Annotated in this window: 23 protein-coding genes; 16 read left to right on the top strand and 7 right to left on the bottom strand. The window is 69.7% G+C overall.

The window, feature by feature from the left end; genetic code table 11:
• Window positions 1–74: 74 nt before the first annotated feature.
• Window positions 75–1,634 (bottom strand): histidine ammonia-lyase, encoded by a 1,560-nt coding sequence (gene hutH, locus ACGFY5_RS28690; RefSeq protein WP_392724568.1) that lies wholly within the window; start codon window positions 1,632–1,634, stop codon window positions 75–77.
• Window positions 1,635–1,724: 90 nt separating this feature from the next.
• Here hutH and ACGFY5_RS28685 point away from each other — a divergent pair, with 90 nt between their 5' ends.
• Window positions 1,725–2,594 (top strand): IclR family transcriptional regulator, encoded by an 870-nt coding sequence (locus tag ACGFY5_RS28685; protein WP_392724567.1) that lies wholly within the window; start codon window positions 1,725–1,727, stop codon window positions 2,592–2,594.
• Window positions 2,595–2,597: 3 nt separating this feature from the next.
• Here the strand turns inward: ACGFY5_RS28685 and ACGFY5_RS28680 are convergent, their stop codons facing one another.
• The gene (locus ACGFY5_RS28680) at window positions 2,598–3,794 is read right to left on the bottom strand and encodes a cytochrome P450 (protein ID WP_392724565.1); all 1,197 of its coding nucleotides are present in this window, start codon (window positions 3,792–3,794) and stop codon (window positions 2,598–2,600) included.
• 66 nt (window positions 3,795–3,860) lie between these two features.
• Between ACGFY5_RS28680 and ACGFY5_RS28675 the strand changes: the two genes are divergently transcribed.
• Genes ACGFY5_RS28675 through ACGFY5_RS28615 form a run of 13 tightly spaced genes read left to right on the top strand, consistent with a single transcriptional unit; the run spans window position 3,861 to window position 16,970 of the window.
• Window positions 3,861–4,622 carry an META domain-containing protein gene (locus ACGFY5_RS28675; protein ID WP_392724564.1) on the top strand — a complete coding sequence of 254 codons (762 nt, stop codon included), beginning with the start codon at window positions 3,861–3,863 and terminating at the stop codon, window positions 4,620–4,622.
• A 51-nt stretch (window positions 4,623–4,673) separates the two neighbouring features.
• Window positions 4,674–5,123 (top strand): tetratricopeptide repeat protein, encoded by a 450-nt coding sequence (locus ACGFY5_RS28670; RefSeq protein ID WP_392724562.1) that lies wholly within the window; start codon window positions 4,674–4,676, stop codon window positions 5,121–5,123.
• A gap of 6 nt (window positions 5,124–5,129) precedes the next feature.
• Entirely contained in the window at window positions 5,130–6,809 is a 1,680-nt protein-coding gene (locus ACGFY5_RS28665) for a GspE/PulE family protein (protein ID WP_392724560.1), read from the top strand.
• Between the two features lie 42 nt (window positions 6,810–6,851).
• Entirely contained in the window at window positions 6,852–7,964 is a 1,113-nt protein-coding gene (locus ACGFY5_RS28660; protein WP_392724559.1) for a type IV pilus twitching motility protein PilT, read from the top strand.
• The gene (locus tag ACGFY5_RS28655; protein WP_392724558.1) at window positions 7,961–9,241 is read left to right on the top strand and encodes a type II secretion system F family protein; all 1,281 of its coding nucleotides are present in this window, start codon (window positions 7,961–7,963) and stop codon (window positions 9,239–9,241) included. The genes ACGFY5_RS28660 and ACGFY5_RS28655 overlap by 4 nt, the downstream gene beginning before the upstream one ends.
• A gap of 10 nt (window positions 9,242–9,251) precedes the next feature.
• Window positions 9,252–9,728, top strand: coding sequence for a prepilin-type N-terminal cleavage/methylation domain-containing protein (locus tag ACGFY5_RS28650; protein ID WP_392724557.1), 477 nt, complete (start codon window positions 9,252–9,254; stop codon window positions 9,726–9,728).
• Window positions 9,729–9,735: 7 nt separating this feature from the next.
• The gene (locus ACGFY5_RS28645; RefSeq protein ID WP_392724556.1) at window positions 9,736–10,509 is read left to right on the top strand and encodes a prepilin peptidase; all 774 of its coding nucleotides are present in this window, start codon (window positions 9,736–9,738) and stop codon (window positions 10,507–10,509) included.
• A gap of 10 nt (window positions 10,510–10,519) precedes the next feature.
• On the top strand, window positions 10,520–11,542 hold the full coding sequence (pilM, locus tag ACGFY5_RS28640) for a type IV pilus assembly protein PilM (protein ID WP_392724555.1): 1,023 nt from the start codon (window positions 10,520–10,522) through the stop codon (window positions 11,540–11,542).
• On the top strand, window positions 11,542–12,243 hold the full coding sequence (locus ACGFY5_RS28635) for a hypothetical protein (protein WP_392724553.1): 702 nt from the start codon (window positions 11,542–11,544) through the stop codon (window positions 12,241–12,243). Before pilM ends, ACGFY5_RS28635 begins: the two co-directional genes overlap by 1 nt.
• A 14-nt stretch (window positions 12,244–12,257) precedes the next feature.
• Window positions 12,258–12,923: a type 4a pilus biogenesis protein PilO gene (pilO, locus tag ACGFY5_RS28630; RefSeq protein ID WP_392724551.1), complete on the top strand. Its 666-nt coding sequence runs from the start codon at window positions 12,258–12,260 to the stop codon at window positions 12,921–12,923.
• Entirely contained in the window at window positions 12,920–14,854 is a 1,935-nt protein-coding gene (locus ACGFY5_RS28625) for a putative Ig domain-containing protein (protein WP_392724549.1), read from the top strand. Before pilO ends, ACGFY5_RS28625 begins: the two co-directional genes overlap by 4 nt.
• Window positions 14,851–15,444 (top strand): type II secretion system protein J, encoded by a 594-nt coding sequence (locus ACGFY5_RS28620; RefSeq protein WP_392724547.1) that lies wholly within the window; start codon window positions 14,851–14,853, stop codon window positions 15,442–15,444. Before ACGFY5_RS28625 ends, ACGFY5_RS28620 begins: the two co-directional genes overlap by 4 nt.
• On the top strand, window positions 15,441–16,970 hold the full coding sequence (locus tag ACGFY5_RS28615; protein ID WP_392724546.1) for a ricin-type beta-trefoil lectin domain protein: 1,530 nt from the start codon (window positions 15,441–15,443) through the stop codon (window positions 16,968–16,970). Before ACGFY5_RS28620 ends, ACGFY5_RS28615 begins: the two co-directional genes overlap by 4 nt.
• Here ACGFY5_RS28615 and ACGFY5_RS28610 read toward each other — a convergent pair.
• Together ACGFY5_RS28610 and ACGFY5_RS28605 are read right to left on the bottom strand one after the other, a co-directional pair.
• Window positions 16,967–18,604, bottom strand: a complete 1,638-nt coding sequence (locus ACGFY5_RS28610; RefSeq protein ID WP_392724544.1) for an ABC-F family ATP-binding cassette domain-containing protein — start codon at window positions 18,602–18,604, stop codon at window positions 16,967–16,969. The two genes, ACGFY5_RS28615 and ACGFY5_RS28610, sit on opposite strands and share 4 nt — an antisense overlap.
• Window positions 18,605–18,786: 182 nt before the next feature.
• Window positions 18,787–20,028 (bottom strand): erythromycin esterase family protein, encoded by a 1,242-nt coding sequence (locus ACGFY5_RS28605; RefSeq protein WP_392724542.1) that lies wholly within the window; start codon window positions 20,026–20,028, stop codon window positions 18,787–18,789.
• Between the two features lie 171 nt (window positions 20,029–20,199).
• On the opposite strand from ACGFY5_RS28605, the gene ACGFY5_RS28600 reads away from it, so the two are divergent.
• Both ACGFY5_RS28600 and ACGFY5_RS28595 read left to right on the top strand, forming a co-directional pair.
• The gene (locus ACGFY5_RS28600) at window positions 20,200–20,415 is read left to right on the top strand and encodes a DUF397 domain-containing protein (protein ID WP_392725058.1); all 216 of its coding nucleotides are present in this window, start codon (window positions 20,200–20,202) and stop codon (window positions 20,413–20,415) included.
• A 204-nt stretch (window positions 20,416–20,619) separates the two neighbouring features.
• Window positions 20,620–21,432, top strand: coding sequence for an SAM-dependent methyltransferase (locus tag ACGFY5_RS28595; protein ID WP_392724541.1), 813 nt, complete (start codon window positions 20,620–20,622; stop codon window positions 21,430–21,432).
• A gap of 1 nt (window position 21,433) precedes the next feature.
• Here the strand turns inward: ACGFY5_RS28595 and ACGFY5_RS28590 are convergent, their stop codons facing one another.
• The 3 genes from ACGFY5_RS28590 to ACGFY5_RS28580 are packed head-to-tail and all read right to left on the bottom strand — an operon-like array spanning window position 21,434 to window position 23,334.
• The gene (locus ACGFY5_RS28590) at window positions 21,434–22,276 is read right to left on the bottom strand and encodes a helix-turn-helix domain-containing protein (protein WP_392724539.1); all 843 of its coding nucleotides are present in this window, start codon (window positions 22,274–22,276) and stop codon (window positions 21,434–21,436) included.
• A complete protein-coding gene (locus ACGFY5_RS28585; protein ID WP_392724538.1) occupies window positions 22,276–22,518 on the bottom strand; it encodes a DUF397 domain-containing protein in 243 nt (80 codons plus the stop codon). Before ACGFY5_RS28585 ends, ACGFY5_RS28590 begins: the two co-directional genes overlap by 1 nt.
• 21 nt (window positions 22,519–22,539) lie before the next feature.
• Window positions 22,540–23,334, bottom strand: a complete 795-nt coding sequence (locus ACGFY5_RS28580) for an SAM-dependent methyltransferase (RefSeq protein WP_392724536.1) — start codon at window positions 23,332–23,334, stop codon at window positions 22,540–22,542.
• Window positions 23,335–23,412: the final 78 nt, after the last annotated feature.

Genomic DNA, 23,412 nt, shown 5'->3' with positions numbered 1-23,412 from the left:
GCTCCTTTCGTTCAGGCGTGAACACTTCGGTGGCCCATAGCCCCCCGAACCGTTCACGCCTCGGGTCGGGACGGTCAGGCGAAGGCGCCGGTGACGGATTCGGCGGCGCGAAGCGCCGCGCCGGTCGCGACCAGTTGGACCGCCGCTTCGATTTCGGGGGCCAGGTAGCGGTCGGGGCCGGGGGGTGGGGCTGATTCGCGGAGTTCCGCGATCACCGCCCCGGTCGCGGGGGCGGGCGTCAGCGGGGCGCGCAGGTCCAGAGCCCGGGCGGCGGTGAGGAGCTCGATCGCGATCACGCGGGTGAGGCCGTCGATCGAGCGGCGGAGCTTGCGCGCGGCCGACCACCCCATCGACACGTGGTCCTCCTGCATCGCCGACGACGGAATCGAGTCGACGCTCGCCGGCGCGGCGAGCCGCTTGAGCTCCGACACCACCGCGGCCTGCGTGTACTGCGCGATCATGTACCCGCTGTCGACGCCGGCGTCGTGCGACAGGAACGGCGGCAGGCCGTGGCTGCGCGACACGTCGAGCATCCGGTCGGTACGTCGCTCGGCCATCGACGCGACATCCGCGACCGCGATCGCGAGGAAGTCGAGCACGTACCCCACCGGCGCGCCGTGGAAGTTCCCGTTGCTCTCGACCCGGCCGTCGACGGTCACCACGGGGTTGTCGACAGCGCTGGCCAGCTCCCGCGACGCCACCGCCGACGCGTGCGTCAACGTGTCCCGCGCGGCCCCGTGCACCTGCGGCGCACACCGCAGCGAGTACGCGTCCTGCACGCGCGTGCAGGCGTGCGGGTCGCGGTGGCTCGCCATCACCCCGGACGACGTGAGCACCGCCCGCAGGTTGGACGCGCTCGCCGCCTGGCCCGGGTGCGGGCGCAGTGCCTGGAGGTCAGCCGCGAACACCGCGTCGGTGCCGAGCAGCGCCTCGACGCTCATCGCCGCGCTGAGGTCCGCCGTGCGCAGCAGGCGGCGGAGGTCGGCGGCGGCCAGGAGCAGCTGGCCGAGCATGCCGTCGGTGCCGTTGATCAGCGCCAGCCCCTCCTTTTCGCGGAGGGCGATCGGGGTGAGCCCGGCGTCGTCGAGCGCCTCGGCGGCGGGGCGTCGGTTGCCGAGCGCGTCGACCACCTCCCCCTCGCCGGTGAGGGCGAGCGCGCAGTGCGCGAGCGGGGCGAGGTCGCCGGAGCAGCCCAGCGAGCCGTACTCGTGGACGATCGGCGTGATGCCGGCGTTCAGCATGCCCACGTAGGCCTGGGCGGTGGTGAGGCGGACGCCGGTGCGGCCGGTGGCGAGGGTCGCCAGGCGCAGCAGCATCAGTGCGCGCACGACCTCGCGCTCCACCGAAGGGCCGGAGCCCGCTGCGTGCGAGCGAATCAGGCTGTGTTGGAGGGCTACCCGGCGGTCGACCGGGATGTGTTTGGTGGCGAGCGCGCCGAAGCCGGTGGAGACGCCGTAGTGCGGGGTGTCGTCCCCGGCGAGCGCCTCGATCACGCGACTGCTCGCCTCGATCGCCTGTTCCGCCTCGGGGGCGAGGGCCACCGGGACGTCGTCCCTGGCCACCGCCACCACGTCGTCCGGGTCGAGAGGCCGTGCCCCCAACAGAACCGCTTCCACCAGTACCGCGTCACCCATGCGTCCATGGGACACCACCCAGGTAGCGGGACGACAGCGCCGCGCGGACGCCGCCGTCTGGTATCCCAGACACCCCGCTAGGCTGCGCGCATGCCCTCAGCCCACCGACCGGCCCGCGTCGCGGCCCCGCCTCCGCCCGCGCCGCCCCCGCCCGCGGGGCCGGGGCCGGAGGCTGGGCGCGGCGGGGCGGCGGCAGCGGCGCTCAGCGCTGGCGCGGCGCAGGTGCCTGCGGCGGCGCAGGTGCTCGCGATCCTGCGGTACTTCGCTCGGCAGGCGGGGCCCGTAGCAGCGGCGGCTCTGAGCCGGGACCTCGCGCTTCCGCGGTCGACGACCTATCACCTGTTGGCGACGTTGATCGATGCCGGGTTCGTGGTGCACCTGCCGGAAGAGCGGCGGTACGCGCTCGGGGTGAGCGCGTACGAGCTCGGCAGCGGTTACACGCGGCAGGCGCCGCTCCAGCGGCTGGCGCGGGTACCGCTCGCGACGCTCGTCGACCGGGTCGGGCAGAGCGCGCACCTGGCCGTGCTCCACGGCCGCGAGGTGATCTACGTGATCGAGGAGCGCGCGCCGGGTCGCCCGCCCCTGGTCACGGACGTCGGCGTGCGGTTGCCGGCACAGCTCACGGCGAGTGGGCGGGCGATGCTCGCCGCGCTTCCGAAAGCGGCGGTGCGGGCGTTGTTCCCCGATGCGAGCGCGTTCGTGAAGCGTCACGAACTCGGCCCGACGAACTACGCCGAGCTCCGGCGCCTGCTGACCGCCGTCACGAAGACCGGTCACGCCACCGAGGACGGCGAGGTGACGCCCGGGTTCGCGTCCGTGGCGGCCGCGGTGCGGGATCACGCCGGCCACCCCGTGGCCGCGGTCGCGGTGACGTACCCGGCCGACGAGGCCGTGCCGGACTTGCCGCCGCAGGTGCTCGCCACGGCGGCGGAGATCAGCCGCCGCATCGGCCGCCGCTGAGTCTCAGCGCAGGCGCACCGGCAGGCGGTCCAGCGCGCGGATGAGGTTCGACGGCCGCCACGTCAGCAGCGACGGGTCGGTGTCCAACGCCAACCCCGGGAACCGCGACAACAGCCCCCGGAACGCCACCTCCCCCTCCAGGCGCGCCAGCGGCGCCCCGAGGCAGTGGTGGATGCCGTGCCCGAACGCCAGGTGCCCGGTGGGCTGACGTCGCACGTCGAGCCGATCGGCGTCCGGCCACCGCGACGGATCCCGGTTCGCCGACGTCAGCGACACGAGCACGATCTCCCCCGCCGGGATCGACACCCCGCCGATCACCGTCGGCGACGCCGTGAACCGCACCGTCGCCAGGTGCACCGGCCCGTCCCAGCGCAAGAACTCCTCCACCGCACCGGGCACCAACGAGGGATCGGCCCGCAGCGCGGAAAGCTGCAGGGGATTCTGCAACAGCCCGTACGTCCCCGTCCCGATCAGATTCACCGTCGTCTCGTGCCCGGCGATCAGCAGCAGGAACGCCATCGAGATCGCCTCGGTGCGCGACAGCTTGTCGCTGTCCACCGACGCCGCCACGATCGCGCCGAGCATGTCGTCGGTCGGGTGCGCCCGCCGCTCGTCCACCAGCGACGTCAGATAGATCGCGAGCGAGCGCGCCGCCGCGGCCTGCCCTTCGAGGTCTGCGGACTGCAACAGCGTGTTCGACCACTTCCGGAAGTCGTCCCGGTCGTTCATCGAGACGCCGAGCAGTTCGCAGATCACCGTGATCGGCAGCGGGAACGCGTAGGCGTCGAGCAGGTCGACGCGGTCGGGCCCGGCTTCCATCTCGTCCAGCAGTTCGGCCGCGATCTCCTCGATCCGCGGCCGCATCGCCGCGATCGCCCGGCCCGTGAACGCCTTCCCGACCAGTTTCCGCAGCCGCGTGTGGTCGGGCGGGTCGGCGGCGAGCATGTGCTCGTTGATCGCGTCCTGGAGCGAGCGCCGGGTCGGTCCGTAGCGGGCCTCCATCAGCGCGCGGAACTCCGCGTTGTCCTTGTGGAGCGCGGGGTCGGCGAGCGCGGCGCGGACGTCGGCGTACCGGGTGACCAGCCAGACCTCGCTCCCCATCGGAGTGATCACTCGGGAGGTGGGGCGCTCCTCGCGGAGCGTCGCGTAGTCGGCGTGCGGATCGGAGAAGAATTCGGGGCCGAGCCGCAGTTGCTCCATTCATCCACGGTACAAGTCGGGGTAAACCCGAGGGATCCATCGCCGCTTCCGGAGCGTCCAAGGATCATGATCAGATTCGCGCTGGTTGTCGTCACCGCCCTGATGCTCGCCGCCTGCGGCACCGAGGAAAGCAGCGCCACGACCACGAAGGAGGACAGAATCTTCCGATCGACGAAGGTCACCGAGAACGGCAAGGACCGCCCGCTCGTCGACGGCACCCGCATCCACCTCTGGTTCAGTCCCGACGGCAAACACCTGCTCGTCCGCGCCGGCTGCAACCGCCTCGAGGCTCCGTTCACGATCGCCAACGGCACCCTGGAACTCGGCGAAGTCATGACCACCGACATGGGCTGCGCCCAACCGAAGATGGACCAGGACTCCTGGCTCTCGCAGTTCCTCGGGACCGGGCCCACCTGGGACAAAAACGACGACGAGCTCACGCTGACGACCGACAGCGCCGAGATCCGCCTCACGAGCACGATCTCCGCCGACGAGATCACCGGGGTCCGCTGGAACCTCCTCGGCCTCATCCAGGACAGCGGCACCACCGGAATCACCCCCGGCGTCGAGGCCTACCTCGAGTTCGACGGCGAGCGGGTCACCGGCAACGCCGGCTGCAACCGCATCAGCGGCCAGGCCGTCCTCACAGCGAACACCATCGAGTTCGACCAGATCGTCAGCACGAAGATGGCCTGCGGCGGCGCGCGCGACGCCGTCGAGAAAGAGGTCCTGGCCCTGCTCAACTCCGGCACCGTGGCGATGGAAATCGAGGATCGCCTGCTGAACCTCGTCGTCGGCGAGAAAGGCCTCCAGTTCCAGAAGGCCTGAGTGTGCATTTCTACGTGGTACCGCCGTCCCGCCGCGCCCACGATGATCAGCATGTGGGGAACACGTAAGCACTACATCGCCGACGCCGACCGGGAGTACGGCGTGGCCGTCCTCGCGCTCGTCAACGGAGACCTCGACGAGGCCGAGCGGGCCGCGCGCACCGCGCTGAAGCTCCGTGAGCGCACCACGAAAGAAGACACGCCCCGGATCGCGGCCGACGCCAGGATGCTCGCCGAGATCCTCGCCGAGAGCGACGCCCGCGCCGAGGCCAACGCGCTCTACCAGCGGGCGCTCACCGTCTACCGGCGGTACGAACTGCAGTACGACGCCGCCGTGTGCCTGCACGGCCTGGCCCGCCTGCACGCCGACACCGAACCGGCGCTCAGCCGGGAGCGGCTGCAGCTCGCGATGTGGATCAAGCGGTCGATCCTCGGCGGCATCCACCCCGAAGTCCTCGAACTGTTGAACGAGCTCTCAGGAAACGCGACAGCCTGTCGATAGGCGTACGTGTACCAGACCTTCCGTCCCCTGCTCGAATCGCTGAAGGGGCGCGGTGCCGACCCCGCGGCACTGGATCGAGCGGCGGAAGAGGCGGAACGGTCCGGTCGCTCCCTCCGCGGCGTCCTGATCAACGACGGTGTCGTCACCGAGACCGAGCTGACCGCCGCGGCCGCCGACGTCTACGGGATGAACAGCGTCGACCTGGTCAGCTACCCGATCGACCCCGTCGCGATGGCGAAGATCCCGATCGGCCTGGTCGTCCGGCACCGTGTGCTGGGCCTCTCGCTCGACGGCAACGAGATCACGGTCGGCATCACCGACCCGAGCGACATCGTCGCGCTCGACGACGTCCGTGCCGCCACCGGCATGCTGGTCAAGCCGGTCATGGTGGCCCGCACCGAGCTGCGCAAGATCATCTCCCGCCTGCAGCGCGAGGAGACCGACCTCGGCGAGGTCGCCGAGAGCCTGCGTACGGAAGCGCCGACACCGGCCAGCGTCTCGAGCCTGGCGACGAGTGACCAGGACGCGCCGATCGTCCGCTACGTCAACTCGATGATCGGGCAGGCGATCCAGAGCCGCGCCTCCGACCTGCACCTCGAGCCCAGCGAGAACGACCTGCGCATCCGTTTCCGCATCGACGGCGTGCTGCACGAGATCGACACCGTGCCCCAGAACGTCCAGGCCGCGCTCGTGTCCCGCCTGAAGATCATGTCCGGCGTCGACATCACCGAAAAGCGGGTGCCCCAGAACGGCCGCATCACGGTCGAGATCAACAACCGTGCGGTCGACCTGCGCACGGCGACGCTGCCCACGGTCTGGGGAGAAAAGGTCGTTCTCCGGGTGCTCGACACCGGCGGCGGCATGGAACTCGACCTTGCGACGGTCGGCTTCAGCGACAACAACCTGACCCGGTTCGGCACCGCGTTCCGCAAACCCCACGGCATGGTGCTGGTCACCGGCCCCACCGGTTCCGGCAAGTCGACGACGCTCTACGCGACGCTCGCCGAGATCAGCAAGCCGACGATCAACATCATCACGGTGGAGGACCCGGTCGAGTACCGCCTGCCGGGCGTCAACCAGGTGCAGGTCAACCTGAAAGCGGGCCTGACGTTCGCCGCGGTGCTGCCCGCGATCCTGCGTTCCGACCCCGACGTCGTGCTGATCGGTGAGATCCGGGACCGGGTGACCGCCCAGCTGGCCGTGGAGGCCGCCCTCACCGGTCACCTCGTGCTGTCCACCCTGCACACGAACGACGCCCCGAGCGCCGTCACTCGTCTCGTCGAAATGGGCATCGAGCCTTTCTTGGTCGGGAGCTCGGTGGACTGCGTGGTCGCCCAGCGCCTCGCCCGCCGGCTCTGCGACTGGTGCAAGGAGACGTACCAACCGACCGAGGAGGAGCTGACCGCCGCGGTCTGGCCCCACGACGAGCTCGGTACCCCCGAGATCATGTGGAAGCCGATCGGGTGCCGCAACTGCGCCGGTACCGGATACCGCAGCCGGATCGCGGTGCACGAGGTCATGCCGGTGACCGAGGAGATCGAACGCCTCACCGTCAACCGCGCGTCGGCCCGCGAGATCCACCGGGTCGCGTCCGCGGAAGGCATGCGTGAACTGCGGGTCGACGGTTTCAGCAAGGCCGCGGCCGGCCAGACGTCGCTCTCCGAGGTGCTGCGAGTCACGGTGTGAGAATCCGCTCAGGTCGTCCGGAAACACGTCGATCAGGGCGGCATGGACACGCTCCGGCGGGACTACGCGCCGAGCGCCGCTGACCGGGACCGTGACTCGCTCAACGCGATGCTGGCCGCGCTGGTGCGCACCGGCGGTTCCGACCTGCACCTCACGGTGGGCGCGCCCCCGATGGGACGGATCAACGGTGCCCTGACGCCGCTGCCCGACTACGAGGATCTCGCGCCGGCCGACACCGCGGCGCTCGCCCGCGCGGCCACCGACGCGACCCAGTGGGAGACCTACGAACGTGTCCGCGAAGTCGACCTCGCGTACAGCGTCGAGGGCGTCTCGCGTTTCCGGGTCAACCTGTTCACCCAGCGTGGTTCGTGTGCGGCCGCGTTCCGGGTGATCCCGCACGTGATCCGGCCGCTGGAGGAGCTCGGCGTCCCGGAGTCGGTGTCCCGCTTCGCGGGGCTGCCGCGCGGTCTGGTGCTGGTCACCGGCCCCACCGGTTCCGGTAAGACGACGACACTCGCGGCGCTGCTCGATCTGGCGAACCGGACGCGTGCGGCACACATCGTGACCATTGAAGACCCGATCGAGTTCCTGCACCACCACCGTCGCTGCCTGGTGAACCAGCGCGAGGTCGGCGGCGACACGAAGTCGTTTTCGAACGCGCTGAAGGCGGCGCTGCGGCAGGACCCGGACATCATCCTGGTCGGTGAGCTGCGCGACCTGGAGACGACGTCCACCGCGCTGACCGCGGCCGAGACCGGTCACCTGGTGCTCGCGACGCTGCACACGCAGAGCGCGACGCAGACGATCGACCGCATCATCGACATCTTTCCGTCCGACCAGCAGCCGCAGGTACGCGCGCAGCTGTCCACCGCGTTGCAGGGCGTGGTCAGCCAGGCGCTGGCCGCCCGGTCCGACGGTCGGGGCCGGGTCATCATCACCGAGATCATGTCGCTGACCCCGGCGATCCGGAACCTGATCCGCGAGGGCAAGAACCACCAGATCGCATCGTTCCTGCAGGCCGGCGCCGGTGAGGGGATGCTCTCGTTCGACCAGCACCTGGCCGAACGCGTCCGGCAGCAGGTGATCACCTTCGAACACGGGCTCACGCTCTGCCACTCGGTGGAGGAGTACGCGCGGTTGGCGGGCCGCCGATGACCACCTATACCGGCATCGGACTGCACTCGACGGGCCGGGCCGTCTCCGGCTCGAAGTCGTTCACCTACCAGAGCGTCGACCCCAACGGGAAGCGCACGCGGGGCAAGGTCGACGCGCCAAACGCGAACGCCGCGGTCCAGATCCTGCGCCAGCAGGGCATCGTGCCGCTCTCGGTCTCCGCGGCCGGCACCGGCCTCAACAGCGAGATCCGGATACCGGGCCTCTCCGGCCGCACCTCGCAGCGCGACCTGGCGGTCTTCGCCCGCCAGTTCGCGACGATGACCGCCTCGGGCATGTCGCTGCTGCGGTCGCTGGCCGTCCTCGAAGAACAAACGGTCAAGTCGACGCTGAAGCGCGCGATCGCCGACGTCCGGATCGACGTCGAGGGCGGGGTCGCGCTCTCCGCGGCGATGGAACGACACCCGAAGGTCTTCCCGGTGCTGCTGTGCGCGATGGTCCGAGCCGGTGAGACCGGTGGTTTCCTGGACGCCGCACTGGAGCGCATCGCCGCGAACATGGAGAAGGACGACCACCTGCGCGGCAAGATCAAGGGCGCGCTGACCTATCCCGTGGTCGTGCTGCTGTTCGCGGCGCTGATGATCGCCGCGGTCCTCATCTTCATCGTCCCGGTGTTCGAGCGGATGTTCCAGCAGCTGGGCGGCCAGTTGCCGCTGCCGACGCAGATCATCGTCAACATCAGCAAGTCGCTCGTCTGGGCCGGACCGTTGGCGCTGGCCGTCATCGTCGTCGGCACCATCGTGACCCGGCGGGAGCTGCACCGACGCCCCGCGTTCCAGCTGTGGTTCGACAAGGCGAAGATGCGCATGCCGGTGTTCGGCGGCCTGTTCGCCAAGATCGCGATCAGCCGCTTCGCCCGCAACCTCGGGACGCTGCTCGGCGCCGGTGTTCCGGTGCTGCAGGCGCTCAACGTCGTCGGTGCCACCACGGGCAGCGCGGTGATCAGCAACGCGATGGACGACCTGCAGAGCGCGGTGCGCGACGGGCAGCCGATGTCGACCCGATTGAGCCGCCATCCGGTGTTCCCCAGAATGGTCGCCCAGATGATCGAGGTCGGCGAAGAAAGCGGTCAGATTAGTCAGATGCTGGATAAAGTCGCCGATTTCTACGATCGCGAGGTGGATACCGCGGCCGAGTCTCTGACCGCGTCCATCGAGCCGATCATGGTGCTCGTCATGGGCGTCGTCGTCGGCGGAATGATCATCTGCCTCTATTTGCCGATGTTCACGATTTATCAAAACATCCAAGGCGCCCAGTGAGGACTTCCGAATGACCGCTCCGTTGGTTCAGGACAGAAGCCGGCGGGAGGACGACCGCGGCTTCACGCTCATCGAGCTTCTCGTCGTCGTCGTGATCATCGGCGTCCTGATCGCGATCGCCGTGCCGCTGTACTCGAACTACAAAAAGGGCGCGGCCAACACGTCGGCATCGTCCGACGTGCGGGGCGGGATCAGCGCGGTCGAGCAGTTCTACACCGCGAACGGAAACGTCTACCCGGCCGACGCCGACAGCGGCGGCACCGACGGCAAGAATGTTGACCTGAAGCTCGCCACTGGTGGAACACCCGGCGTGATCACGGTGTCGGCCGGCAACCAGCTGCAATTCAAGAACAACTCGACGAGCTACGTCATCTGCGGGATGAACTCCGACGGCAAGACCGTCTACTTCTACAACTCGGCGACCAGCAAGTCGGTGGCGAAATCGTCGAAGGCCACGATCGCCGACTGCGCATCCACCGGCGCCTGAGTCGACGATGGTCCTGGTCCTGGCAGCGATGCTCGGGCTGGCCGTCGGTTCGTTCCTCAACGTGGTGGTGCACCGCGTCCCGCGGAACGAGTCGCTGCTCCGGCCGCGGTCGCACTGCCCCGCGTGCGCCGAGCCCGTCCGCCACCGGCACAACGTGCCGGTGGTCGGCTGGCTCGTCCTCGGTGGACGGTGCGCGGACTGCCGGACGCGGATCAGCGTCCGGTATCCGCTGGTCGAGCTCGCGACCGCGGCGCTGTTCGTCGCGATCACGGCCCGGTTCGGCGTCACGTGGGCCCTGCCCGCGTACCTGTACCTGGCCGCGATCGCGGTGCCGCTCGCCCTGATCGACCTCGACCTGAAGCGGCTGCCGGACCGGATCGTGTTGCCGTCGTACGTGATCGGCGCGGTGCTGCTGCTCGCCGCCGCGGTGGGCACCGGCGACCCGCGGTCCGCGGTCCGGGCCGTGATCGCGATGTCGGTGCTGTGGTGCGCGTACTACGTGCTGGCGTTCACCGGCGGCATGGGCTTCGGCGACGTGAAACTCGCCGGCCTGCTCGGCCTCTACCTGGGCTGGCTGGGCTGGAGCTCGGTGTGGGTGGGCACGTTCACCGGCTTCCTGCTCGGCGGGACGGTCGGCGTCGCCCTCCTGCTCACCCGGCGCGCCACCGGCAAGACCGCGATCCCGTTCGGACCGTCGATGCTGGCCGGGGGCCTGCTGGCGGTGTTCGCCGCCGCTCCGGTCGCGGACTGGTACACGTCGATCCTCTACCCGGCCGGTTGAAGGAGCTGTCATGGGGGCCACCTCGGTGATCGGGCTGGACATCGGCTCGACGTCGGTGCGGGCGGTCGAGGCCGGCAGCGGCAAGGACGGTCCGATGCTGCTGAATTACGCCGAGGTCGTGCTGCCCCCCGGCGCGGTGCAGAGCGGCGTCATCCAGGACGCGAAAGCCGTCACGGCCGCGGTCCGGCAGGTCAAGGTCTCGGCGCCGTTCAAGACCAAGCGGGTCGTGCTGGGCGTCACGAACATGCAGGCCGTAGTGCGGGAGATGTCGGTGGCGAACGTGCCGCCGAAGGACCTGCGCGCGTCGCTGCCGTTCCAGGTGCGCGATCTGCTCCCGCTCCCGGTGGAGCGGTCCGTGCTCGACTTTCTTCCCTTGGAAGACCCGGGCCGCGCCGAGAACATCCGCGGGCTGCTGGTGGCGGCGCCGAAGGAACCGATCCTCGCGGCGGTCGACGCCGTCGAACGCGGCGGATTCACTGTCACCCGGGTCGACCTGGCTTCGCTCGCACTGCTGCGCGCCGCGGCCCGGCTCGACGACCAGGTCGAGGCGATCGTCGACGTCGGCACCCAGATCACGACCGTCGTGGTGCACGCCGACGGTGTGCCGCTGATCGTCCGCACGATCCCCCGCGGTGGCGCCGAGATCACCACCGCGCTGGCGAACCGGCTCGGTGTGCCGCTCCCGGAGGCCGAGGCGCTGAAGTGCCAGGTCGGGCTCTGGTCGGAGAACGGCCCCGAGGTCGCCGACACCGTGCGCGAGGCGATCCGCCCGCTGCTCAACGAGATCCGCGGCTCGTTCGCGTACCTCAACACGTCCGGACGCCACAGCCAGGTGGCGCGGCTCGTGCTGGCCGGCGGCGGCGGCCAGCTGCCGGGCCTGACCGACACTCTCGCGAGCCAGCTCGACGTGCAGGTCGAGCAGGCCGACCCGCTGATCCGGCTCCGGCGCCCCCGCCGGTCCCGCCACGAGGGGGCCGACATCCTGCCGCTGGCCGCGACCGTCTCGATCGGTCTGACGCTGGGGGCCGCCTGATGGCCACCGTGATCACGCAGACCGTCCCCGCCGGACCACCGGCGCGGCTGCTCTCGCTCCGCGCGGACCTGCTGCCGTCCGAGGTCGTCGAACGCCGCCAGGTCGTCCGGATCCGGCTGGCCGTGATCGTCGTGCTCGGCACGGTCGTCGTCCTGCTCGCGGCCTGGTTCGCGCTCGCGTCGTGGCAGGTCGGCCGCCAGGAGAACAAGCTCGAGTCGACCGAGACCGAGGCGATCACGCTCCGCACCCAGCAGCGCCAGTACAGCGAGCTGATCGGCACCCAGACCCAGTCCACGAAGATCAACGGCCAACTGGCGACGCTGCTCAAGACCGACGTCCAGTGGGCGACGCTGATCGCGAAACTGCGCGCCGCCGCGCCGACCGGCCTGGACCTGACCAACGTCTCCGTGGCGCTGGTCGACCCGACGACGCAGGGCAGCACGGGCAGCGGCAGTGTGACCACCGCGTCGGGGCTCCCGAGCAAGGACGGCGCCGCACCGGTCGGGTCGCTGACGATCACCGGCACCAGCAGGACGAAGACCGCGATCGCCGGGTACGTCGACACGATCGGCGCGGTCCCCGGGATCGGCAACGTCCTACTGGCCGGCGTCACCGACCAGGAAGACGGCTCGGACTTCACGCTCCGCGCCGATCTGAGCCCGACGCTGCTCAGCCACCACTACGAAGTCGCGACCGACTGATCCCGGAGGCGGGCATGGCACTCAGCCAGTTGAGTTCACGCGCATCGAGCGGACTGTTCGGCGCCGTGGCTCTGCGTGGCAGCGCCTCCCGGCTGTGGCTCGCGGGCGGTGCGATCGGCGTCGTCCTGCTGCTGGTGGTCGGGTGGTTCCTGGCGATCCGCCCGCAGAACGACCGGGCCGCGCAGCTGGAGGAACAGACCTCGGCAGCGCAGGCGCAGGCCGACTCGCTCCGGTCGCGGCTGGAGCAGGTGAAGTCCGAGAACGAAAGCCTCGCCGAGTACCGCAGCAAGTTCCAGGCGGCACGGGCGGCGCTCCCGACCACCGCGTCACTCTCGGACTTCCTCCGCAACGTCCAGTCCTCCGGCACTCGCGCCGGCGTCTCGGTCGAGGGCATGGTCGTGGGGGCGCCCAGCCAGGTCGTCGGCGCGGATTCGACGATCTACGGGATGCCGATCACGATCACGGCCACCGGCTCGGCGTCGAAACTGGAGGGTTTCCTCAACCAGCTGCAGCGGGTGCAGCCGCGGGCGGTGCTGGTGAGCACCACGAACGCGGCCCCCAACGAGAGCAGCAAGTCGCTGCGCGGCTCGGTGCTGCTGACGCTCGGGATGCAGGCGTTCATCGCCCCCGGTGCCGCCGGCGCCACCCTGACGAGCAGCAGCGCGACACCTCCGGGATGATGCGTAACCCGCGCGGCGCCCTCGACCCGGAGGCGGGCTTCAGCCTGATCGAGCTGATGACCGCGATGACGCTCATCGGCATCGTCATGGCGTCGCTCACCGGGTTCTTCACCAATACCGTCCGGGCCACCAACGTCCAGAGCAACATCCAGACGGCGGTGCAGCTCGTCAGCGACGCCCTGGAGCGGGTGCGCTCGATGCAGGGCTCGGCCATCACGACCGGCCGCGACCAGGCCAGCGTCCAGGGGCAGTGGTCGGCGGTGACGTCGGACTCCCCCGTCTCGCCGTACCTCACCTCGATGCAGCAGGTCTGGGACGACAAGGCCGCGTACCCGGCCGGTTCGAGCGCTCCCCTGCCGACAGCGCCGTCGACGGTGGTGCTCAACAACGTCACGTTCACCCGCAGCTGGTTCGTCGGCCAGTGCTGGCAGCCGCTGCTGGGCGGCGACTGCTCGCCCGTCAAGCTCACGCTCGGCATCCCGTTCTACCGGGTCGTCACGCTCGTCACCTGGTCCGGCACCGGGTGCCCGACCGGTGGCTGCTCCCAGATCGCGGCGACGCTGGTCAGCACCGCGTCGGCCGATCCGCTGTTCAACGCGAACGAGACCGCGCAGCCGCCGCGCGTCGTCAACCCGGGCCGGCAGAACGGTGAGCTGACCGTTCCGGTGTCGTTGCTGGTGACCGCGACCGGTGGAGCCGCGCCGCTGACCTGGATGGCCGCCGGCCTCCCGCCGGGCCTGGCGATGGACTCCACCGGCACCATCACCGGCACCCCGACGCTGCCCGGCACGTACGCGGTCGTGGTCACCGCCACCGACGGCTTCGGCCTGATCGGCTCGGCGGCGTTCAGCTGGATCGTGGCCGCGCTGCCGACGATCGCACCGCAAGCACCGATCTCCAGCGTCGCGGGCACCGCGCTCACGTTCACGCCGGTGCTGGTCGGCGGCACGTCGCCGTTCTCCTGGACGGCGGCGAACCTGCCCGCCGGGCTCTCGATCGACGCGGTCACCGGCGTCGTCTCCGGCACCCCCACCACCGTGGGAACCAGCGCGGTGACGGTCAGCCTCACCGACGCGTTCACCAAAACCGACGCCGAGTCGTTCACCTGGACGGTCACGCCGGCCCTGAGCCTGCTCACCCCGACGACGCAGGCGACGCTGGTCGGCAAGCAGGCGACGCCGCTGCAGATCCAGGCGTCCGGTGGTGTCGCGCCGTACACGTACAAGGCGACCGACGTGCCCACCGGCCTGCAGACCTGGCAGACGCCCGGCCTGCCGCCGGGGCTGACGCTCAACACCGCGACCGGCGTGATCACCGGCAAACCGACGCTCTCCTGCGAGTGCCTGGTGAAGGTGACGGTCACCGACGCTGCGGGTAAGTCGGTGAGCGCCCAGTTCATCTGGGCGGCCGGTCCGTACATCAAGTGGCCGCGCAGCGACCAGTCCGGCGGTCTGAACACGACGTTCGACGTCGTCGGCGAGGCGACCGGCGGGTTGGCGCCGTATCTGTGGAGCGTCGACAACCTGCCCGACGGGGTCACGCTGACGCAGTCGACCGGCCGGTTCAACGGCAAGCTCGCGGTCTCCGGGCGCTTCTACACGACGGTCCGGGTCACCGACAAAGCCAACAACACCGACTCCGCGCCGCTGGTGGTCACGGTGACCACCTCCACCGGCTTCCGGATCACCGCGGCGAGCACCGAGCGGAGCACGGCGAGGAACACGAGCGTCACGATCACCCCGGCGACCGCTGGGGGAACCGGCACGAAGACCTGGTCGGCGGCCAACCTTCCGCTCGGGACCTCGATCAACACCGGCACCGGTGTGATCACCGGGGCACCCACCACCGCCGGGCAGTACATCGTGGCGATCACGGCCAAGGACGGCGCGGGCACGCTCTCCCGCTGGATGTTCGTCTGGACGGTGACATGAGGCACGACGATTCCGGCTACACGCTCGCGGAGGCCGTCGTCACGATGGTGATCACCGCGATCTTCATGGGCGCGACGACGACGAGCATCCTCTCGCTCTACTCGTCGGCGAACCGCGCCCAGGCCATCGCCGACGCCCAGCAGCAGCTCGGCGTCGCGTTCAACCGCCTGGACCGCCAGATCCGCTACGCGTCGGGGGTCAGTGCACCCGGCACGCTCAACGGCGACCCGGTCGTCGAGTACGTCACCACGTACACCGGTTCGCCGGTCTGTACCCAGCTGCGCCTGCGGCCGTCGACCGGCCAGCTGCAGCAGCGGACGTGGAAGCAGACGACCGGCGCGATCGCGCCGACCCCGTGGACGCAGCTGGCCGGCGGTGTCACCGCCACCACGCCGTTCACGTTCCACGACGCCACCGACAAGTTCAACTTTCAGCGGCTCGAGATTTCACTGAGCGCGACGTTCGGCGGCGCCGCCGCGCCGCTCACCCGGCAGTACAACGGGACGTTCACCGCGCTGAACACGTCGCTGAATACATCGGCGAGCACGGCGAGTACGACGACGTGCGTCGAAGGGCGGTCGGTTCCGTGACGAAGGACGACCGCGGGTCCCTCCCGATCGCGCTGCTCGTGTCGATGGTGGGCATCCTGCTCTCGACGTTGCTGGTCAACACCGTCGTCGGGCAGAACACGAACACCCGCGCCCAGATCGGCCGGGTCGCCGCGCTCAACGCCGCCCAGACCGGCCTGGACGTGGCGCTCGCGCACATCCGCGCCTCGGCCGACGAGCTCGGCAACGGTCTGCTGACCGCGCTGCCGTGCATCGACCTGTCCGGAACCGTGGCCGCGGTCACCGCCGCGGCGAAGGCGTCGTACAAGGTGGAGATCGACTACTACCAGGTCGATCCGCAGAACCGGTCGCTCGCGTGGCTCGACCTGTACACGATTCGCTGCCTCTCCGGCGCCGGTGTGCTGAGCACCCCCCGGTACGCGCTGCTGCGTTCGACCGGCACGTACACCCCGAACGCGTCGAGCCGGCCGACCACCCGCGTGCTCCAGGGCACCTACACGTTCAAGACCAACGACCGGAACATCTCCGGCGGCCTGATCCACATCTACAAGACCGCGAGCACGACCGACCTCTGCATCGACGCGGGCTCGGGCTCCCCGATCGCCGGCACCGCGGTGACGATGGAGGTGTGCAGCGCGGGCAGCGTCGCCCAGACCTGGGCGTACAACCGGAACCTGACGCTGACCCTGGTCTCGTCGATCACGCCGACGATGCCGCTGGGCATGTGCCTGGACGCCGGAACACCGCAGGCCCTCGGCAAGATCGTGTACCTCCAGCCGTGCGCTGTCACGACGTTGCCGCAGCAGCAATGGAGCTACAACGACAGCGCGAACTTCGAGGGCACGTCGAACGGTTCGTCGCTCAACGGCTTCTGCTTCAACGTCCAGAGCCCGAACGTCGCCGGAAGCTTTCTGGTGCTCGCGAACACGACCGGCAGCAAGTGCCGGTCGGGCACCAACAACGTGCAGAACTTCTTCCCGGAGCAGACGACCGGTGCCGGCGCGGCCGGCGAGACCGCCAACCAGCTCGTCAACTTCAAGCAGTTCGGCCGTTGTCTGGACGTGACCAGCCAGAACGTCAGCGCGACCTATCTGATCGCCTGGCAGTGCAAGCAGGCGCCCAACCCGGCCAACGTCACGTGGAACCAGAAGTGGACGACGCCCGCGCTGGTCGACAGCGAGGACGGCACGACAGGTGCGATCACGACGAACAAGAGCGGCGTCTACTGCCTCAAGAGTCCACGCTCCACCGCCCGCGGCCAGTACGTGGTGATCGCGACCTGCGACCCGACCGCGCTGCCGGAGAACATGACGTGGAAGATGCTCCGCAACACCGGCAAATACATGACGAGCTACACGATCGTCGACAAGTCCGGGTACTGCCTGAGCCCCACCGATCCCACTGCGTCCAACCCGGACCTCTACGGCGTCGGCCAGTCGATCTCCAAGATCATCGTGGCGACGTGTGACGGGTCGACGCTGCAGAAGTGGAACGCGCCGCCGAGTATCCTCTCGGCGTTGCCGCTCAAGGACCTCTCGGAGAACTAGCGCTCTTCGATACGGCCTTCGGAGGCGTGGAAGCGCCGGTTCGTGCTGACTGCTTCCAGCATGCGGCGGTCGTGTGTGACGAGCAGCAGGGTGCCCGGATAGTTCTCCAGCGCCGACTCGAGCTGCTCGATCGCCGGCAGGTCGAGGTGGTTGGTCGGCTCGTCGAGCACGAGCAGGTTGACGCCCCTGGCCTGCAGCAGCGCGAGCCCCGCCCGGGTGCGCTCCCCCGGTGACATGCTCCCGGCCGCGCGGTGGACGTGGTCGGCCTTGAGCCCGAACTTCGCGAGCAGGGTCCTGACCTCGCCGGGGTTCAGATCCGGGAGCAGCCGGCCGAACACGCCGAGGACGGTCTCCTCCCCCGCGAACAGCCCACGCGCCTGGTCGACCTCCCCGACGACCACTCCCGGCCCGAGGGCTGCCGACCCTTCGTCGGGGTCGATCTTTCCCAGGAGGACGCCCAGCAGCGTGCTCTTCCCCGAGCCGTTGGCGCCGGTGAGCACCGCCCGGTCGGCCCAGTCGAGCTGCACGTCGACCGGGCCCAGCGTGAAGTCGCCCCGGCGCACGACGACACCGCGCAGCGTGGCGACCACCGCACCGGAGCGGGGCGCGGCGGCGATCGTCATCCGCAGCTCCCACTCCTTGCGGGGCTCCTCGACGACGTCGAGCCGCTCGATCAGCCGCTCGGTCTGCCGGGCCTTGGCCGCCTGCTTCTCGGTGGCCTCGGTGCGGAACTTGCGGCCGATCTTGTCGTTGTCGGGCGCCTTGCGGCGGGCGTTCTTGACGCCCTTCTCCATCCAGGAGCGCTGCGTGCGGGCCCGGTCCATCAGCCCGGAACGGGTGTCGGCGTACTCGTCGTAGGCCTCGCGGGCGTGCCGGCGGGCGGTCTCGCGCTCCTCGAGGTAGGCGTTGTACCCACCGCCGTACGTGTTGATCTGCTGCTGCGCCAGGTCGAGTTCCACGACCGACGTGACGGTGCGGGCCAGGAACTCGCGGTCGTGGCTGACGAGCACGGTGCCGGTACGCAGTTCGCCGACGAACCGTTCGAGCCGGTCCAGCCCGTCGAGGTCCAGGTCGTTGGTCGGCTCGTCGAGCAGGACGACGTCGTAGCGGCTGAGCAGCAGCGACGCCAGCGCCGCGCGGGCGGCCTGGCCACCGGAGAGACCGGTCATCGGCGCGTCGAGGTCGATCGAGAGCCCGAGGTCGTCGGCGACGGTGTCGGCGCGTTCGGCGAGGTCCGCGCCGCCGAGCGCGAGCCAGCGGTCGAACGCGTCGGAGTAGGCGTCGTCGGCGCCCGGCTTGCTTTCGCTGAGCGCCTCGGTGGCCTCGTCGAGCTCCCGCTGGGCCTCGGTGACGCCGGTGCGGCGGCCGAGGAAGTCCCGGACGCTCTCCCCCGGACGTCGCTCGGACTCCTGCGGGAGGTAGCCGACGGTCGCGGTGGCCGGCGTGCGGCGGACCGTGCCCTGCTGGGGGGTGTCGAGCCCGGCGAGCAGGCGCAGCAACGTGGACTTGCCGGCACCGTTGGCGCCCACGACGCCGATGATGTCGCCGGGAGCGACGACCAGGTCGAGACCGGAGAACAGCGTGCGGTCACCGTGCCCGGCGGACAGACCCTTGACGACCAGAGTGGCGCTCACCGGGGCAAGGCTAGGCCGTGTTTCAAAGGTTCAGGCCGCCGGGGGCGTGTCCCAGGCGGCGATCCGGCAAGGCGGAGGTGCGTCCGGATACCGCTTTTGTATCCGGACGTGCCGACAACGCCGCCGGTCGTCGTCTGGGGCGCGGCCCCGGCGGGCTGCTGGCCTTTGAAGCGCGGCCTGAGTCATACGCCGACGGGGTACGTCTCCAGCTCTCCGCCGACCGCGACGGCGTGCATCGGCGCGAGCGCGGTCGTGTCCGGCAGCCAGACGAAGGCGTCGTAGCGCTCGCCCAGCCGGGTGGGCACGTAGTTGCCGTACGCCTCGCGGGAGGGCTGGTAGACGACGCCGATCGCGCGGTGCGCGAGGGTGTCGGTGAGCCAGCGGGGCTGGTCACCCGACGGGAACACGAAGAGCGCCGGTTCCGGCACCGACGCGTCGAGGATCGCCTCCAGCGAACCGGCCCGCGCCGGCGGCACCGGCATCACGTCGACCGGATCACCCCAGGCGGGACCCGCGAGCACCTCGCCGCGGTGGCTGCCGAAGCCCACCAGCACGACCTCGTCGCTGCCCCACCGCTCCCGCCCCAGCTGGCCGAGGTTCACCATGCCGACGTCGGCCATGTCGGTGGCGCGGGCGTCGCCGATGTGGGTGTTGTGGGCCCAGACCACGGCCTTCGATTCCGGCCCGTAGTGACGCAGCAGGCGGTCGAGGGTGTTGACCATGTGGACGTCGCGCACGTTCCACGACTCCGGACCGTTGCTCACCATCTCGCGGTAGTAGTTCTCCGCACCGACCGCGGCCTCGGCGTTCTGCAGGATGCCGAGGTCGGTGGTGCGGTACCGCAGCGTGGTGAGCAGCTCGACCAGCGGCGGAGCGCACGTGGACCCCATGACGGTGGCCCACGCGTACTGCTGCGGGTTCTGCCCGTACGGTGCGAGACAGCCCACTGCGGCAAGCACCGCCGGCAGGTTCTCCGGGTCGTGCTCCCGGAGATAGGTGCAGATCTCGTCGAGGGACTCCCAGAGGGAGTACACGTCCAGCCCGTGGAACCCGACCGGCTGCGACCGGGCGAGGTTCGCCGACTGCAGCCACGTCACGAAGTCGCTGACTTCCTCGTTGGCCCACATCCACGTCGGCCACCGCTCGAACGCGGCCAGCGCCTCGCGTGGGCTCGCGCTACCCCGGACCGCGCGGTCGACCCGGTCGCAGTCCGGCCAGTCGCCTTCCACCGCGACGAACGAGAAGCCGCGTTCCTCGATCAGCCGTCGGGTGAGGTCCGCTCGCCAGCAGTAGAAGTCGTGCGTGCCGTGGCTCGCTTCGCCGAGCATCACGACGCGCGCGTCACCCACCCGATCGAGCAACGGATCGAGATCGTGCGCGTCGCGCAGCGGACCGGCCAGGGCTTGGATGTCGTCCCCGTGCATACGTTCTGGTTACCCCGAAGATAGCCCGTAACGCCTTTGATCTGCTTCTTTGCCGGATTTCGAACGCGAATCAGGTAAACGCAGTTTACGTAGTCAAGCTTGTGAATCACAGTTTGAAGCGGCGTAGGCTGGAGCGCGCTATCTGTCAAGACGGAGGGCCCGGTGACGATCATGAACGATTCCCCGACCGACCTGTCCCACGCGCAGTGGCGCAAAGCCACGAGAAGTACCGGCGCGAACACTGGCTGCGTGGAGGTCGCCGCCAACTTTCCGGTCGTGACCGCCGTGCGTGACAGCGTGCGGCCCGACGACGGCGCGCACGTTGTCCCGCGCGAGGCCTTCGCCGCTTTTCTGAGCGATGTGAAGGCCGGTCGTTACGACCTCTGAGCCGCCTTCCTTTGCACGGTGACACCTGACCCAGGTGTCACCGTGCTGTATTTCCGGACTCTTCTCATTGACACCGATCGGTGCAAGAAACGCGTAGTACCAGAGAATCGCGCCAATATGCACGAGAGAGTTGCCGGGCTCGCCGCACCTTCATAATCTGTGTTTCACAGATCCGGAAGCGCGTGTCGAAGGGGGCGGACCATCATGCCTAATTCCCTGCTCCGTGAACCTCGGCCCCGCACGCCGGTGGAGGTCGACAGCTTCCGGCCCAGTGCTGCGCGGATGTACGACTACTACCTCGGCGGCCGCAACCATCTGGCGGCCGACCGGGAGGCAGCGGACGCGCTGCTCGACGCGGTACCCGAGGTCGCCCTTGCGGCCAGGGAGAACCGCGCTTTCCTGCGGAGGGTCGTCGAACACGCCGTCCAGGACGGTGTCACCCAGTTCCTCGACCTCGGTTCCGGCTTCACGTCCCCCGGCGGGGTACCGGAGGTGGCGTCCGAGTGCGACGCCACGAGCCGGGTCGTCGCGGTGGACATCGACCCGGGTGTCACCGCCCAGGTCGGCTCGACCGCCCGGGCCACGGGGGTGTCCGGGCGGGTCGGGGCCATCCACGCCGATCTGCGTGACGTGGTCGGCGTGCTCGAACACCCGGTCACCAAGCGGCTGATCGACTTCGACCGGCCGGTCGCGATCCTCTGCCTCGCGGTGCTGCACTTCGTGCCCGGCGAGCTGGGCCGGGTCCTCGGTCCGCTGTGCCGCGCGGCGGCACCCGGCAGCCTGTTCGCGTTCTCCCACGTGGAGGCGGTCGAGGCGCCGACCGAGACCCAGCGGATCACCCGCCTGGTCTACGACTGCACGCTGACGCCGCTGGTGCCGCGCTCGGCCGAAACGCTGCACGCCGCAGTCAGCGACCTGGAACTCGTCGAGCCGGGCATCGTACCCGTCAGCGACTGGCGGGCGTCGCATCGTGACTCGTCCGCGCTCCCGCTGCTCGGCGGGGTAGCGCGCCGCTGAGTCAGGGCAGCGTGTCCGCGAGCTGCTTCAAGGCCACAGTGGTGGCCATTGGCTCCAGCGCGGCATCACGGATGTCGGCGAAGATCCGCTTGTAGGTCTCGACCTCGGCGCGGGAGTCGAACTGCTGCACCGCGGCGTCGTTCTCCAGGAACACGATGCCGGGCTCGTCGCCCGGGAAGTCAAAAATGCTGATCAGGCTGCTCATGCCCGGGTGCGGGCCGTCGGAAAACCGCAACAGCCGGATTTCGACGTTCTGGCGCAGGCTCATCGCGACGAGGTGAGCGATCTGCGCGCGCCGCTCCTCCGGGGTTCCCCAGTGGTAGAGCAGCGAGGCCTCGGTGAGCACCGCGACCAGCTCCACGTCTGGCTCGTCGAGCACACCCTGGCGTCGCTGACGCGCTTCCAGTGCACGGGCACGCCACTGTTCGGTCTTCGTACCGACGTTCATGTGCGCTTCGGTGTAGGCGGACGTCTGCAGCAGACCCGGCAGGATCAGCGGCATGTACAGCGAGATCCGTGCGGCGTCGGACTCGAAACCGGCGTACTCGCCCTCCTCGAAGACGTCGCCGTACTCACGCCACCAGGCACGACCCCGGGCGCGCATCGCGAGCGACTCGAGTTCTTCGCGTTCGTCGTCCGGGACGCCGTAGATCCGCAGCAGGTCGCGGACGTCGCTCATCTCCGGACGCTTCCAGACGTTGGCTTCGAACCGCCCGACCTTGCCCCGGCCCCAGTTCAGCTTGTCGCACACCTGGTTGGCCGTGTAACCGTTCGCCAACCGCAGCTCGACCAGCCGGCGGGCCAACCGTCTTTTCGCGACGGTCGCGCCGTACGAGGTGTGCATCAGACGGCGTCGTCGAACTCGCCCTTGCGGACGCCGTCGACGAAGCACTCCCACTCGAACCGGCTGTAGACCAGCACTCGACCGTCGGGGTCACCGGCGACCCGCATCAACACCCAACGCTCGTCGAGCGCATCGACGAAGGCGATCTCGATCGCCCCGGGCCCGACGCCCGAACGCTGCCAACTCTGCGTATCGACGTCGATACGCAGGTCATCCAGCGTCGGTTTCCGCGGCGGGGCCATGGAACAACGTTAGCGCTCTCCTCATGGCTTCCGTGCAACGGCGGCGTAGAACCACCGGGAGCCGTCGTCGTCCGCGGCCTCGGGATCCTCGGCTCCCCACTGACCGACGTGGACGACCACCGGATCGGCGCCCGGGTACGGCGGCACGACGTCGAGACCGTCGAAGAAGCGGGTGAATTCCTCCCGCGACCGTGACACGGCGCGGGCACCCGCCCGTGCCATCTCCGACCGCAGGTTGCCGACGACCCGGTCGGACTGCATGTCACCGGTGGGCGCGGAGATCGCGACGTACGAACCGGACGGGACGGCGGCGACGTAGCGGCGCACCAGGCCCCACGGGTCGTCCTCGTCGGGCAGGAACTGGGTGACGGCGACCAGCAGAATTCCGACCGGGAGCTCCAGGTCGATCAGCTCGCGCGTGCGTGCGGCGGACAGCACCTCGTCGACGTCCCGGATGTCGGCCCGAAGCGTGGCGGCGCCGGCGACGTCGCGCAGCAGGACCTCGTTCTGCTCCACCGTGAACGGATCCCGATCGACGTAGACGACGCGGCCGTCCGGGCAGTGCTCGGCGAGGACCTCGTGGGTGCTGCGCTGAGTCGGTAATCCGGAGCCCAGGTCGAGGAACTGACGCACACCCCACTCGTCGGCCATCCGCGCGACCGCCCGCTGAAGGAAGCCGCGGTTCGCCCAGGCCGACTCCCCCAGTTCCGGTAACGCCTTCAATGCTCGGTCGGCAGCTTCCCGGTCGGTGGCCGTGTTCGTGGTGCCACCCAGGATGTAGTCGTAAATTCCGGCCGCATTCGGACGATCGTTCATCGGCGTCTCCACTGGACAGATCGATGGCCGTCCCGCAGCAGTCTGCCATCCGAGTGTGGCGGGTCACATTACCCCTCC

It is taken from the genome of Cryptosporangium sp. NPDC048952 (assembly GCF_043197895.1).
GTDB lineage: Bacteria > Actinomycetota > Actinomycetes > Mycobacteriales > Cryptosporangiaceae > Cryptosporangium.
This window is presented reverse-complemented; position numbering and strand designations above follow the sequence as displayed.

Excerpts from the sequence above, each read along its gene's own strand:
- ACGFY5_RS28685 (WP_392724567.1), top strand. The coding sequence starts at position 1,725 with ATGCCCTCAGCCCACCGACCGGCCCGCGTCGCGGCCCCGCCTCCGCCC.
- ACGFY5_RS28675 (WP_392724564.1), top strand. The coding sequence starts at position 3,861 with ATGATCAGATTCGCGCTGGTTGTCGTCACCGCCCTGATGCTCGCCGCC.
- hutH (WP_392724568.1), bottom strand. The coding sequence starts at position 1,634 with ATGGGTGACGCGGTACTGGTGGAAGCGGTTCTGTTGGGGGCACGGCCT.
- ACGFY5_RS28635 (WP_392724553.1), top strand. The coding sequence starts at position 11,542 with ATGGCCACCGTGATCACGCAGACCGTCCCCGCCGGACCACCGGCGCGG.
- ACGFY5_RS28580 (WP_392724536.1), bottom strand. The coding sequence starts at position 23,334 with ATGAACGATCGTCCGAATGCGGCCGGAATTTACGACTACATCCTGGGT.
- ACGFY5_RS28650 (WP_392724557.1), top strand. The coding sequence starts at position 9,252 with ATGACCGCTCCGTTGGTTCAGGACAGAAGCCGGCGGGAGGACGACCGC.
- ACGFY5_RS28620 (WP_392724547.1), top strand. The coding sequence starts at position 14,851 with ATGAGGCACGACGATTCCGGCTACACGCTCGCGGAGGCCGTCGTCACG.
- pilO (WP_392724551.1), top strand. The coding sequence starts at position 12,258 with ATGGCACTCAGCCAGTTGAGTTCACGCGCATCGAGCGGACTGTTCGGC.
- pilM (WP_392724555.1), top strand. The coding sequence starts at position 10,520 with ATGGGGGCCACCTCGGTGATCGGGCTGGACATCGGCTCGACGTCGGTG.
- ACGFY5_RS28680 (WP_392724565.1), bottom strand. The coding sequence starts at position 3,794 with ATGGAGCAACTGCGGCTCGGCCCCGAATTCTTCTCCGATCCGCACGCC.
- ACGFY5_RS28660 (WP_392724559.1), top strand. The coding sequence starts at position 6,852 with ATGGACACGCTCCGGCGGGACTACGCGCCGAGCGCCGCTGACCGGGAC.
- ACGFY5_RS28590 (WP_392724539.1), bottom strand. The coding sequence starts at position 22,276 with ATGCACACCTCGTACGGCGCGACCGTCGCGAAAAGACGGTTGGCCCGC.
- ACGFY5_RS28605 (WP_392724542.1), bottom strand. The coding sequence starts at position 20,028 with ATGCACGGGGACGACATCCAAGCCCTGGCCGGTCCGCTGCGCGACGCG.
- ACGFY5_RS28645 (WP_392724556.1), top strand. The coding sequence starts at position 9,736 with ATGGTCCTGGTCCTGGCAGCGATGCTCGGGCTGGCCGTCGGTTCGTTC.
- ACGFY5_RS28600 (WP_392725058.1), top strand. The coding sequence starts at position 20,200 with ATGAACGATTCCCCGACCGACCTGTCCCACGCGCAGTGGCGCAAAGCC.
- ACGFY5_RS28655 (WP_392724558.1), top strand. The coding sequence starts at position 7,961 with ATGACCACCTATACCGGCATCGGACTGCACTCGACGGGCCGGGCCGTC.
- ACGFY5_RS28595 (WP_392724541.1), top strand. The coding sequence starts at position 20,620 with ATGCCTAATTCCCTGCTCCGTGAACCTCGGCCCCGCACGCCGGTGGAG.
- ACGFY5_RS28625 (WP_392724549.1), top strand. The coding sequence starts at position 12,920 with ATGATGCGTAACCCGCGCGGCGCCCTCGACCCGGAGGCGGGCTTCAGC.
- ACGFY5_RS28585 (WP_392724538.1), bottom strand. The coding sequence starts at position 22,518 with ATGGCCCCGCCGCGGAAACCGACGCTGGATGACCTGCGTATCGACGTC.
- ACGFY5_RS28670 (WP_392724562.1), top strand. The coding sequence starts at position 4,674 with ATGTGGGGAACACGTAAGCACTACATCGCCGACGCCGACCGGGAGTAC.